Origin of the sequence: Vibrio sp. EA2 (assembly GCF_033042495.1) — a bacterium.
GTDB lineage: Bacteria > Pseudomonadota > Gammaproteobacteria > Enterobacterales > Vibrionaceae > Vibrio.
Genome location: NZ_JAWLID010000005.1, coordinates 156,205 through 169,050, shown reverse-complemented (window position 1 = coordinate 169,050; position 12,846 = coordinate 156,205). Strand labels below are relative to the sequence as shown.

Below are 12,846 nucleotides of genomic sequence, written 5' to 3'. Positions count from 1 at the left end.
CGAAATTCGCTGCCTTTTTTATTTATTTCGACTCAGTTCTGAGTACAGGTCACTTAGAAAGACAAGTTTTCGATAATGTCGTCATCAACTTTGTTCGCTAACGTCACCTTAAGCTTCGGTGTTCTTTCCATTTCACGTTGAATCGCAAAATTAGCTTCTTTGTTACGTGCCCAGCTACGACGTGCGATACCGTTGTTAACATCGAACAACAGCATAGACTTCAATCGGCGCTCCGCGCTGTCAGTGCCGTCAAGCAACATACCAAAGCCGCCGTTGATCACTTCACCCCAGCCTACACCGCCGCCGTTGTGGATAGAAACCCAAGTCGCGCCACGGAAACCATCACCGATTACGTTGTGAATCGCCATGTCAGCAGTAAAGCGGCTGCCATCATAGATGTTCGACGTTTCACGGAAAGGTGAATCTGTACCACTAACATCGTGGTGGTCACGACCAAGAACAACAGGACCGATTTCGCCGCGATTGATCGCATCGTTAAACGCTTTCGCGATTTCCATACGACCTTGCGCATCCGCATAAAGAATACGGGCTTGTGAGCCTACAACCAGTTTGTTCTGTTTCGCATCTTTGATCCAAGTAATGTTGTCTTGCATCTGCTGCTGAATTTCTTCTGGTGACTCTTCCATGATCTTGCTTAGCACTTCCGCAGCAATCGCATCGGTTCTGTCCAGATCTTCTGGTTTACCTGAAGTACAAACCCAACGGAATGGACCAAAACCGTAGTCAAAACACATAGGACCAAGAATATCCTGCACGTATGATGGGTATTTAAAGTCGATGCCGTTTTCCGCCATCACATCGCCACCAGCGCGAGAAGCTTCAAGCAAGAAGGCATTACCGTAGTCAAAGAAGTAAGTACCACGAGCTGTGTGTTTGTTTACTGCATCAGCATGACGCTTGAGAGTCTCTTGTACTTTTACCTTGAACACTTCAGGCTCTTCACGGATTAGACGGTTAGACTCTTCGTAGCTGATATCAACCGGGTAGTAACCGCCTGACCAAGGGTTGTGCAGTGACGTCTGGTCCGAACCCAGATGTACAAAGATTTCCTTCTCGTAGAAAGCTTCCCATACATCAACCACGTTACCGATAAAGGCAATCGACACCACTTCTTCATTAGCCTGAGCTTTGCGAACACGATCAACCAGTGCGTCCATGTTATCAACTAGCTCATCGACCCAACCTTGTTCGTGACGCTTAATCGCCGCTTTCGGGTTCACTTCTGCACACACAGTAATACAGTTTGCGATGTTACCTGCTTTAGGCTGCGCACCGCTCATACCGCCAAGACCAGCAGTCAGGAAGATCTTACCTTGTGGGCTTTGACCTTTTTCCAAAACCTTACGAAACGCGTTCATTACCGTGATTGTGGTGCCATGTACGATACCTTGTGGACCGATGTACATGAACGAGCCAGCCGTCATCTGACCGTATTGAGTCACGCCTAATGCGTTGAATTTTTCCCAGTCATCTGGCTTCGAGTAGTTCGGGATCATCATGCCGTTAGTCACAACAACGCGCGGTGCCTCTTCAGACGACGGGAACAGCCCCATAGGGTGACCAGAGTACAAGTGCAACGTCTGGTCGCTTTCCATCTCACTTAGGTATTTCATGGTCAGCAGATATTGCGCCCAGTTCTGGAATACCGCGCCGTTACCACCGTAAGTGATAAGCTCTTCTGGGTGCTGTGCTACTGCAGGATCTAAGTTGTTGTCGATCATCAGCATGATGGCCGCTGCCTGCTCACACTTGGCTGGATAATCTGAAATAGAGCGCGCTTTCATGTTGTAACTTGGCTTGAAGCGGTACATGTAAATACGACCGAAATCTTTCAGCTCTTGAGCAAACTCCGCTGCCAATTCCTCATGCCACTCTTTCGGGAAGTAACGCAATGCATTACGAATAGCGAGCTGCTTTTCTTCTGGGCTCAGAATGTCTTTACGTTTTGGCGCGCGGTTTACGCCTTCCGGATAAGGCTTTGCTTCCGGCAGTGTACTAGGGAGTCCTTGCTTAATCTGGTCTTGAAAATTTAATACGGTTTTCATTTTGTGAGTCTCCCTTAGTTCACGTTAAATGCTTGTGTTTTAACCAGTGTGATCATCGCATCGATATCAGGCTTAAGCAGGCGGTCTTCTTCTAGCTTGGCAACTTTCTCACGAATAATCTGGAAGTTTTCTTCAATCAGATCTGAACATTTGTGCGGACGTCTAAACTCTATCGCTTGCGCGGCGTACATCAGTTCGATAGCTAAAATCTTTTCCAGGTTACCTAGAATCTGGTTCAGTTTACGACCAGAGATGCTACCCATAGAAACGTGATCTTCCTGACCCATTGAGGTCGGTACGCTATCAGCAGACGGTGGGAAACAGAGTGATTTGTTTTCAGTCACCAGTGCAGCTGTCGCGTATTGCGGAATCATCATACCCGAGTTAAGGCCACCAGATGAGGTCAACAGACGCGGCAGACCGTGCAAGCCCTCAAGAAGCAGGTAACAACGACGGTCTGCAATGTTGCCCAGCTCCGCAGCTGCGATTGAAGCGTAATCCAATACCATCGCCAGAGGTTGACCATGGAAGCTACCACCTGAAATTGCTTCTTCAGAACTGATAACGATCGGGTTATCAGTCACAGAGTTCATTTCGATTTCAGCCAGCTCTTTTAAGTGGTTAAAAGCGTTGCGAGAAGCACCGTGTACCTGCGGAATACAACGCAGTGAATATGGGTCTTGCACGCGAACACAATCAGCATGAGAAGCCATGTTCTCAGAACCTTCGAAGAAACGGCGCATACGCGCTGCAACTTCAATGTTACCTACGAACGCACGCGTCAGGTGAAGCTCTTCTCTGAATGGCGAGCCACTGCCTTGCATGCCCTCGATACTCATCGCGCCAGCCAAATCAGCCAGATCTAGCAGGTAACGCATTTTTGTTAGCGCGGTAATCGCATGTGACAAGATGAACTGTGTGCCGTTGATCAGTGCCAAACCTTCTTTAGCATGCAGCTCAAGAGGCTCTAGGCCGTTTTCACGAAGTGCTTGTGCCGCAGGGACAATGCTGTCTCCCTGCCAGAATTCACCTTCACCGATAAGAGGCAAAAACAGGTGAGAAAGAGGGGCCAAATCGCCAGACGCCCCCACTGATCCTTGCTCCGGCACAACAGGAATAAGATCCAGTTCGATGAAGCTCAACATGCGCTGAACCACTTCTAGGCGAATGCCCGAGTAACCCTGACTTAACGCATGCACCTTAGTAATCAGCATCAGTTTTGAGATTGGTTTAGCAATTGGCTCACCAACACCAACCGCATGAGTAATCAGGAGGTTTTTTTGTAGTAGATGCGTTTCTTCAGGTGAGATTTGCGTATCACATAGAGGACCGAAACCAGTATTGATGCCGTACACCGCCTTATCAGATGCAGCGATGATGTCTACATTACGACGACTTGCATTGATCTTATCCAGCGCTTCTTCACACAGTTCCGCTTTGATGCTGCCGTCAGCAATTCCATTCACGATATCTAGGTTTAGTCGGTCTACACCATATCTAAACGTCATTTTGTTCTCCTAACAGACGATATTTTGCTATCACGTTACTTATGGACCTATGCTAGCTTGCTCTGGATGTTTTATAAAAGCATAATGTTCGTAGTTCATTCCGGATTTATCGAACTAACAATCCAAACTATAAAGAGGCCTACCTATGCAGGTGCAAGACGTTGATTTACGTATGCTGAGAATATTCGTTGCTATTGTCGAGTGTGGTGGTTTATCGGCAGCGGAATCCCGTTTAAACATCGGTCGCTCAACCATTAGTTCTCATTTATCGGATTTGGAATTGCGGCTTGGTATTAAACTGTGTAAACGCGGACGAAGCGGCTTTGAAGTAACAGAAGCAGGACGGGTGACTTATCAGGCATCACTGGAATTACTACAACAGTGCGAAGCCTTTGCTGCCACCGTCGCAAGTTCGAAAAATGAACTTTCTGGCCGAGCAACGATTGCCATGATTGACACCTTAGTCAACGATCCACGCTGCCGCGTGTCAGAGGTAGTGTCGTCATTAAAAAGCCGAAGCAACAACTTACAGTTCGACATCAACGTCTGTGAAGCACGCGAAGTAGAAACATCGGTAGTAAATGGTCGTTCGCTGGTCGGTATTGGCGTCAGCCGTCACCAATTAAGAGGACTCGATTACTTCCCCCTGCATAATGAAACCAACTATTTGTATTGTGGCAAAGGCCACCCGCTATTCGACTGCAAACCTTCTGAAATCAAGACTCTTTTACAACAAGCAGAAGTGATCACCAGTAACTACATGCGTGACAAAGAAACCCGCAACGACGCACTGAATTACCAAAACAGCGCTACCGCCTATCACGATGAAGGGATCGCACATTTGATTTTATCAGGCGCGTTTATTGGCTACCTGCCAGAACACTACGCCAGCAGTTGGGTCGACAAGGGGTTGTTCAAGCCTATCCTGCCGGAAAAATACACCTACCAAATTCCGGTTATGTTGATCACATTGAAAAACAATTCTGCTACACCACTGGCTAAGGCGCTGATTGAAGAGATTAAACGTTGCTACATCTCAGATAAATAGCCATGTAAAGCGATCTTAACCAACAGGAGTGGGGATTCCTCTACTTCCGAAACAAGAAAAGCGAAATAAGAAAAGCGAAATAAGAAAAGCCTAACATCCATGTCCCTACAACTCTGATGTTAGGCAAAATACAGTACCGACCAACGCCAACACTGCCCTACAAATAGAATGTTTTAGGGTTAGAACACGGTTTGAACCACCGCCGAAATACCCTGCTGCTGAAGATCATTAGCTGCCGCCAACTGACGAATTTTCTGCGGTGTATAACTGCGCTGGTCATACACTACCACCATGCTCACATCGCCACGTTTTAAAAAGTTAGACTCACCATATGGGGTGTAACGCGTCGCACCTAACGCCAGCAGGACCTGAGATGGGTAGTTTGCTTCAGCAATCATCTGTTTGATATTTTCTTTCGGCCCCATGTCTTGCTGCTGGTTCATCTGCTCACCAATCCAATTAAGCAAGGTGTCGTAGAAATAGGTGTAGCCAGAGATTTCGCAATCTTCACCATACAGTTCAAACGCTTCGCCGCGCTGGTGAAAGCTTGCAATCCGATATTGATCAATATCACCGCCACGAGTCAAACCGCTTATCGGCAACATGGTTTGGGCAATGCCCTTTGACGCCGTTCCCCAGTTCTTTTTCTCACTGATCTTATTAGCATTAGGACGGCGAATGGAGCAATCGTTAAAGGCACCAAATGATTGAGGCAGTAAATCAACGACGTGATTATTCTGATCATAGATGACATCGCACAACAGCCCCACTTCTGGTTCAATTTGTAAATTATCCACATCCAGAGGCAGTTGAATCGCATCATGACTGAGCGGGAAATTAGTTAAAAATGAATTGCTCTCAGCAGGCACGTAGATAGGAAACAGTGCTTGCGGCATCGCAAGGTCTGCCCCTTCAATCTGGGCAAAGTCTGCCGCCTCTCCCGCTTGTTGTAGGTGACCGGCAAAGTTACCCGCAATGCCGAGCACAAGAACATCTGTATACATTTCCATGAAGGTGAAATCCTTATTTTCACTGTTGTCGCTTTAACGACTATGTTGACTGAGGTGGTTTAACTGCGCTAAAAGCCAGGTCATCGCTAACAAATCTGCACTCCCTCCCGGGCTCAGACGGCGCTCAGTAAACTGCTTATTGAGTTCAATAAGTTCTTGTTCGAGTTGAGGATGGTCACAGCCCCCTTTTTGCAAAAGTTGCCAAGCTGCATTTTGCACGAAACGCAGTCCATGCATGCCACCGCGAGACACAACGTTGGTGTCTTGGTTGTTGGCCATCAAGACCAACAAAGTTTGCCACAATGCGTGTTCGGTGGTTTTTCCTTTGGCAATCGCTTGCTCATACGCAGGAAGGCTAAACTGAGTAATGGTGGCAAAACCCGACGCCGCTTCTCCGCGAGCGCCAGTCAAGCCATATTGCTGAAAGAGCTTTTCACCGTGAGTATCGGCAGTGCGATTTGAATGTTTCAGTTCATCTATAACCAAGGTTTCGCAACAACGTTTTATGACGTGGCTAACATGAATCGAGTCAAGCGTTAAACCTTTGCCTTTTAACCAACCAATGGCACCGCAAATCAGCCCAATGCTGAAAATCATACCTTTATGCGTGTTGACCCCTTGAGTGGATCTAAACATCGCCTGCTCCGCCTGGATACCAATAGGCCTCAATGCTGGCAGTAAGCTATCAGCCATAAACGGACGATGTTCAAAACCAGCACTCAAAAAGTCATGAATAAAAGGCTTAATGGCTTCGGCACTGCGTTCAAACAGGCGCACATCCATGTCACTGTGGGCGCCATTATCAAGTAAATCCACTAACCCTGGTTTCGGCGTCAGGTGCACTTCTACCAGCATCGCGTGATAAGCCAACTCAGAGACCAATTTGAACAGGTCAACACGGACTGAGCGATCAGCTTGAACAGGTGTACTGCAAAAGTGCTCAGTACCCACTAAAAGATTAAGCGCTGTATTCATATTCTCTTACCATTTCATCGATGACGGAAGTCAGTTCAGAGAGTGCGTGACGATGACTGCGCCCACAGACGACGGCATCTTGCTCACAGATGAGGCATTTGCGACGCGGCATTTGTTTCCCTTTGCGCGATATAATTTTGCCGTCTTCGCCTATTACGTCGAGATCCATCAGCCTGCCCAACGGGTGACAAGACTCAATTTTAATCATCAGCTTTTTGAGTACCGATGCGCTGACGGCTTTCACCGCAAAGACCCCTTCAGGGCCAGTATTTTTCGTCAGCAATTGGCGCTCGGCTATATCACAGCCGTGTTGCTTACAAGCAAGGCTTATGGCCTCCACCCCTTGTTCAAACACTTTGCTGGAACTTGGGGTTAACTTGTATGGGCCGGGAATATTGACAGTAAAGGAGATAAGAGGTGATGAGTGGCGGCTAAGCCACTCATGTTGTCGTTTCATTCGAGCCTCTTTGCTCTCCAATACTTCGTCAAGCCCAACCGCGTGTGCTTGGCGATCACAGGTCATTGTTTTACTCTCCTAATCACATCAATCACAGAGCCATCACGGTAGCGAACATAACCCACGATTTGTTCTTCAAACTCAATCGGTGCTGGTTCACCCGTTAAAGTCATAGCGCGTTGGTAAAGCGTTTCAATCTCTACCACTTCAATGCCTTTGCTTTCTAGCTGCTCTCGCACATCCGCACGTTTTGGGTTCACCGCCACACCGTGATCGGTCACCAACACATCCACTGACTCACCCGGTGTGACCGTATTGAGCACTCGATTCACTACGGTTGGAATTCGCCCGCGAACAAGTGGCGCAACGACAATCGCTAAACTTGCACCTGCGGCGGTATCACAGTGGCCACCAGAAGCACCGCGAATGACCCCATCAGAACCGGTGATTACGTTGACGTTAAATTGAGTATCAATTTCTAACGCACTGAGAATCACAATATCTAAGCGATCAACCACCGCCCCTTTTGAGGATGGATTCGCGTATTCGTTAGCGGAAATCTCAATATGATTTGGGTTGCGTGCTAATGAGTCCGCCGCACCAGCATCAAAACATTGCACATCCAGTAAGCTTTTAATTAAGCCTTTTTCGTGCATCGCCACCATAGTTGAAGTGATACCACCTAACGCAAACTCTGCTGTAATGTCTTGTTTCACCATTTCATTTTCTAAAAAGCGAGTGACCGCTAACGACGCGCCACCAGACCCGGTTTGCAGGTTAAAGCCTTGTTTGAAATAAGGTGAGTTGATGATGACATCCGCCGCTCGCTTCGCTATCAGAAGTTCACGCGGGTTGCTGGTAAGGCGCGTCTCACCACCGCCAATTTTGGCTGGGTCACCCACTTCAGCGACTTGCACTACCGCATCTACATAGTCTTGCGTGATAGACGCAGGATGGTTGGGATAAGGCGCTAAACTTTCTGTCAGCATGACCACATGTTTTGCATGCTGCGCATCCACTTTGGCATAGCCCAACGATCCACAGCGAGATTGACCATGAATGCCATTCGCATTACCAAACTCATCACAGCAAGGGACACCGATAAAGGCGACATCGATATTCAGCTCACCACTTTGTACCAGGTGAACACGACCACCGTGGGAGTGAATATGCACGGGTTCTTGCAACAATCCGTTCGAAATAGCCTCGCCCAGTTCGCCGCGAATACCCGAGGTATAAAGCTTACTCACCACACCATTACGGATGTGCTCAACGATAGGCGAATGAACGCTGGTTAGTGAACTCGGCGCTAACGTTAGGTTTTTAAAGCCCATACTGGCGATAGTTTCCATCACCATATTGATGACTTTATCCCCACCGCGAAACGAGTGGTGGAAAGAGACGGTCATACCATTTTGTAGGCCCGAGTCGCGGATCGCTTGCTCAAGGTCGGTTTTCATTTTGCGACCCGTTTTTGCTTTCGCATCAACCAGATAAGGCGTAGTACGGTTGGCACCGCCAAATGCGGTCAGCGAAGACGCGTGAGGAAGGTCTAGATTAAATTCAAATTCTGCCATGATACTGCCTTACTGTTTGATACCTGTTTGTGCTTTTTGAAGAGTCCAGCGCGCGCGCTCAATGATTGGGCTATCGACCATTTTGCCGTTAAGAGACACCACACCGAGACCTTGCTCTTCGGCTTCTTTCGCAGCTTCAATCACGCGAATGGCGTAGTCCACTTCTTTCTGCGTTGGGGCAAATACGTTATGAATAATTTCGATTTGGCGAGGGTTAATCAACGACTTACCATCAAAGCCAAGTTGTTTGATGTGCTCAGCTTCACGTAAGAACCCTTCCTCGTTATTAGCATCAGAATAAACCGTATCAAACGCCATGATTCCTGCAGAACGAGCCGCCTGCAGAATTGAACAACGGGCAAACAAAAGCTCGGTGCCTTCAGCTGAGCGCTGGGTGCGCAAGTCACGAACATAGTCTTCAGCACCAAGCGCAATACCAATTAAACGTGGACAGCAATGTGCGATATCCACGGCGTTATTAACCCCGTTAGCCGACTCAATCGCTGCCATCATTTTAGTGCTGCCTACTTCACGACCACATTGGCGCTCAATCTCTGAGATATGACGTTCCATCTCCAGAACGTCTTCAGCATTGTCAGTTTTAGGTAGACGAACCACGTCTGCACCACCGCGAATGACGGCATTGAGGTCATTAAGACCGTGCTCAGAGTCGAGAGGATTAACGCGGACCACGGTCTCAACATCTTGATAAAAAGGGTGTTGCAGCGCATTAAACACCAACATTCTTGCAGTATCTTTTTCGCGTATAGAGACGGAATCTTCCAAGTCAAACATGATGGCATCTGGCTTGTAGATAAACGTGTTGCTCAACATGGCGGCGTTAGCGCCAGGAACAAACAGCATGCTGCGACGTAATTGACTCATGATAGTGCTCCCCATTCAATCTGTTTACTCTCGGCTGCGCGCATAACTGCGGCTTGGACCCGAGCTTTGATCACACAATCCAAAGCACCTTTGTCTTCAATCTCAAGCTGGGCAGATTCGACACCCATGCTGCAGAGCACCTGACGAACCAAACGTTCAATAGCGCCACCGAACTGCTTTTGTACCGAACTGTCTAGCGCAATATCAATCACGCCTTCAGGGTTCGGCGCAATACGAACTTGCAAGTCACTGGACTCCAGTGTGCCTGCAAAAGCGGGCTGTATAATTTTCATTCAATAAACCTTTACACGTTAATTTTTTAGGCAGCTAAGCAGCCGCAAACTCACCAGAGCGCGCCGCAGTGAACAGTTGATGGCTCTGGATATAATCGATGGATGTCTGTGGCAGCAGCAAAGTGAGCTGTTTGAGCTGCCCTTGTTTTAGTAGCGAACGCACCGTTGAAGCAGATATTGGCTGTTGCTGTACGGTTTTACGCTCAAGTTCAACCACTTCAACCGATGGCCACTTCAAATCCTCTGTGGTCAGCCAATGTTTCATTTGTTGGTTGTAATGGCTGGTGACCACGCACTCAGGCTCACTGCCCACATAACGATGGGTAATGCCCAAAGCTGGCGCGATGAAATGACGAAATAGCTTTAAGTCGATGGCGGTATGACAATAGTTAATCAAGCCCTGAGACTTAATAAAATACGTAGGAAATGTCGCTCTTGAAATAATATAATTTGAACCTGGATGTACCGTTATATTTCGAATATGACTAATACCACTTTTAATCATTTCAAATCTGTCGTGATAAGAAAATTCACTTCCTTCTTCTTTAACGACAATGATATGTAGCCAATCGCAATCTTTTGCCGCTTGCTCAATTAAATATTGATGACCTAAAGTAAATGGATTCGCATTAATAACGATTCCACCAATTTTACCGCCTTCTACTTTTAATTTTTTCAATTTACGACAATAGTTTCTTAAACGATATTGACTATTCTCTAAAAGGACTAAATTACCGTCGACTTTTGCAATCGGAAAGAAACCAGATTGACGAAATAACTTAACATTCTGTGGCTTAGTAAATAGGAATAACTCATACCTTCCCATTTCATAAGCCAAGGTGGTTAATTCGGTCATGAGTTTCAATGAAAACCCAGTACCATGAAGTTGTTCAACGATAGCAATTGATTTGAGAATATTACCGGCAATCCCGCCGCAGGCTACAATCTCCTCGCCTGAATACGCGACAATAAAGCGTTCTACATCCGTGTCGATGCCAAGGTTAAAGCGTTGTAAGAACGCCGCTATATCAAACCATTTGTTCTGGTTCCTGGCACTAACCCTGCTTAACGTATAAGTGTCTAACATCTTATTCATCCCCTTATCTCGACACATAAATAGTGAGCGAATAAGCGATAGAAAATGATGATCGAAGTCGACTATTTTTTGCGACTAAAAAACCTTTATGAATTTAATGTTTTTTATTACCTAACCTATTGAAATATAACAAAACTAAACAATTAAAAACTTTAAATTCATAAGTGTATCTTTAAGCCATGACATTAAATGATCACTCTCACAGTTAAGGAGAGAAAATATTAATAAGTTATAAATGAAACATCAACAATGGAATATTTAAGATGAACGAAAAAACATTAATTATAAATGAAGGACAAAGCTCTGGCTTAGCGATGTTATCGCAAGTTAGAATTTTTGGCCTACCATTACCTCTCTACAGCATCTTATTCATGGTTATTTTAATCGCGCACGTCACTGACACTATCCCAAATAATATTGTGGGTGGTTTTGGTTTTATGTTCGTGGTTGGAGCCTTATTTGGTGAATTAGGGAATCGTCTACCCATCTTCAATAAATATATCGGTGGTGCGCCTGTCATGATTTTCTTGGTCGCCGCTTGGTTTGTTCATGCTGGTTTATTAACGGATAAAGAAATAGCAACCGTCACCGACGTCATGAAAAGTACTGACTTCCTCGACTTGTTTATTGCCGTATTGATTACGGGTTCGATTCTTGCCGTAAACCGTAAACTTTTGCTCAAATCCCTTGTCGGCTACATCCCAACGATTTTAGCTGCTGTAGCTGGCGCGTCAGTTCTTGGCATTCTGGGTGGTTTGATCTTCGGAATTTCTGTTAAAGAAATCATGATGTTATACGTTCTTCCTATCATGGGCGGCGGTAACGGTGCAGGCGCGATTCCTCTATCAGAAATCTATGAATCCGTTACAGGCGGTTCTAAAGAGCAGTACTACTCAATTGCTATCGCGATTTTAACCATCGCTAACATCGTTGCGATTGTGGCAGCAGCGGTACTTAATGGCATCGGTGAAAGAATGCCATCACTAACAGGTAATGGCGAATTGCTACGTAAGTCTAACTTCAGCGTTGGCGAGCAAAAAGAAGCCAAAATCACCCCGCGTGAAATCGCGATTGGCCTCATGCTAGCTGCCTGTGTATACACGTTTTCTGCTGCACTATCGAAACAAATTTTACCAGGCTTTGGTGATGTAAAAATTCATACCTTTGCTTACATGGTGATTTTGGTTGCCATCATTAACGCGTGTGGTTTGTGTTCTGACGAGATAAAAGAAGGCGCTAAGCGTCTCGCTTCATTCTTCTCAAAACAGCTGCTTTGGGTACTGATGGTCGGCGTAGGTATCGCGTATACCGACCTTGGCGAAATCATCAACGCATTGAATTTCACAAACGTGGTTATCGCTTCACTTATCGTCGTAGGTGCCATTATTGGCGCATCTGTTGGTGGCTGGGTGATGGGCTTCTACCCTATTGAATCATCCATTACTGCTGGCCTTTGTATGGCAAACCGCGGTGGTTCTGGTGACCTGGAAGTACTTGCTGCTTCAAACCGCATGTCTCTGCTTTCTTATGCGCAAATCTCCTCACGTCTTGGTGGCGGTCTGGTACTGATTATTGCCAGTGTCGTGTTTGGCGTACTTGGCGGTTAATCGCACTCTTTTTTCACTGGGAGCAAACGGGTGACCTTTGCTCCCCCACTTATTTTTGGGAGCGCTTATGCAGTCAAATCTATTTTCCGAAGGACTCAACCTGATGACGTTAGGCATGGGGTTTGTGTTCATTTTTCTCGTCTTTTTGGTGTTCGCCGTCACCGCCATGTCCAAATTAATCGCACGCTGGTTCCCAGAACCTGCCCCAAAACCGGCAACAAAAAGTGTTACTCCTCCACCTTCAGCACAACAAGATAACCAGTTGGTTGCCGTGCTGGCGGCGGCAGTCCACCAAAAAAGAATTCAACAAAACTCGCTGTAGAA

Annotated in this window: 12 protein-coding genes; 3 read left to right on the top strand and 9 right to left on the bottom strand. The window is 46.5% G+C overall.

Annotated features, from left to right (window positions below; all coding sequences use genetic code 11):
• Nucleotides 1–53: 53 nt before the first annotated feature.
• Both RXX31_RS13535 and hutH read right to left on the bottom strand, forming a co-directional pair.
• Complete coding sequence (locus tag RXX31_RS13535; RefSeq protein WP_317589990.1) at nt 54–2,066, bottom strand: urocanate hydratase; 2,013 nt, start codon at nt 2,064–2,066, stop codon at nt 54–56.
• A gap of 14 nt (nt 2,067–2,080) precedes the next feature.
• Nucleotides 2,081–3,574, bottom strand: coding sequence for a histidine ammonia-lyase (gene hutH / locus RXX31_RS13530; protein ID WP_317589989.1), 1,494 nt, complete (start codon nt 3,572–3,574; stop codon nt 2,081–2,083).
• Between the two features lie 145 nt (nt 3,575–3,719).
• Between hutH and RXX31_RS13525 the strand changes: the two genes are divergently transcribed.
• Nucleotides 3,720–4,622: a LysR family transcriptional regulator gene (locus RXX31_RS13525; protein WP_317589988.1), complete on the top strand. Its 903-nt coding sequence runs from the start codon at nt 3,720–3,722 to the stop codon at nt 4,620–4,622.
• Between the two features lie 179 nt (nt 4,623–4,801).
• Here RXX31_RS13525 and RXX31_RS13520 read toward each other — a convergent pair whose 3' ends face one another.
• Genes RXX31_RS13520 through citC form a run of 7 tightly spaced genes read right to left on the bottom strand, consistent with a single transcriptional unit; the run spans nt 4,802 to nt 10,906 of the window.
• Complete coding sequence (locus RXX31_RS13520) at nt 4,802–5,632, bottom strand: DUF5718 family protein (RefSeq protein ID WP_317589986.1); 831 nt, start codon at nt 5,630–5,632, stop codon at nt 4,802–4,804.
• Between the two features lie 33 nt (nt 5,633–5,665).
• Nucleotides 5,666–6,607: a triphosphoribosyl-dephospho-CoA synthase CitG gene (gene citG, locus RXX31_RS13515; RefSeq protein ID WP_317589985.1), complete on the bottom strand. Its 942-nt coding sequence runs from the start codon at nt 6,605–6,607 to the stop codon at nt 5,666–5,668.
• Nucleotides 6,591–7,130 (bottom strand): citrate lyase holo-[acyl-carrier protein] synthase, encoded by a 540-nt coding sequence (gene citX / locus RXX31_RS13510; protein ID WP_317589983.1) that lies wholly within the window; start codon nt 7,128–7,130, stop codon nt 6,591–6,593. Before citX ends, citG begins: the two co-directional genes overlap by 17 nt.
• Nucleotides 7,127–8,641: a citrate lyase subunit alpha gene (citF, locus tag RXX31_RS13505; protein ID WP_411197985.1), complete on the bottom strand. Its 1,515-nt coding sequence runs from the start codon at nt 8,639–8,641 to the stop codon at nt 7,127–7,129. The genes citX and citF overlap by 4 nt, the downstream gene beginning before the upstream one ends.
• Before the next feature lie 9 nt (nt 8,642–8,650).
• Nucleotides 8,651–9,526 (bottom strand): citrate (pro-3S)-lyase subunit beta, encoded by an 876-nt coding sequence (citE, locus tag RXX31_RS13500; RefSeq protein WP_317589982.1) that lies wholly within the window; start codon nt 9,524–9,526, stop codon nt 8,651–8,653.
• On the bottom strand, nt 9,523–9,819 hold the full coding sequence (gene citD / locus RXX31_RS13495) for a citrate lyase acyl carrier protein (protein ID WP_317589980.1): 297 nt from the start codon (nt 9,817–9,819) through the stop codon (nt 9,523–9,525). The genes citE and citD overlap by 4 nt, the downstream gene beginning before the upstream one ends.
• A gap of 34 nt (nt 9,820–9,853) precedes the next feature.
• A complete protein-coding gene (citC, locus tag RXX31_RS13490; protein WP_317590122.1) occupies nt 9,854–10,906 on the bottom strand; it encodes a [citrate (pro-3S)-lyase] ligase in 1,053 nt (350 codons plus the stop codon).
• A 272-nt stretch (nt 10,907–11,178) separates the two neighbouring features.
• Here citC and RXX31_RS13485 point away from each other — a divergent pair, with 272 nt between their 5' ends.
• The gene (locus tag RXX31_RS13485; RefSeq protein ID WP_317589979.1) at nt 11,179–12,522 is read left to right on the top strand and encodes a 2-hydroxycarboxylate transporter family protein; all 1,344 of its coding nucleotides are present in this window, start codon (nt 11,179–11,181) and stop codon (nt 12,520–12,522) included.
• A gap of 67 nt (nt 12,523–12,589) precedes the next feature.
• On the top strand, nt 12,590–12,844 hold the full coding sequence (locus RXX31_RS13480; protein WP_317589978.1) for an OadG family protein: 255 nt from the start codon (nt 12,590–12,592) through the stop codon (nt 12,842–12,844).
• Nucleotides 12,845–12,846 lie beyond the last annotated feature (2 nt).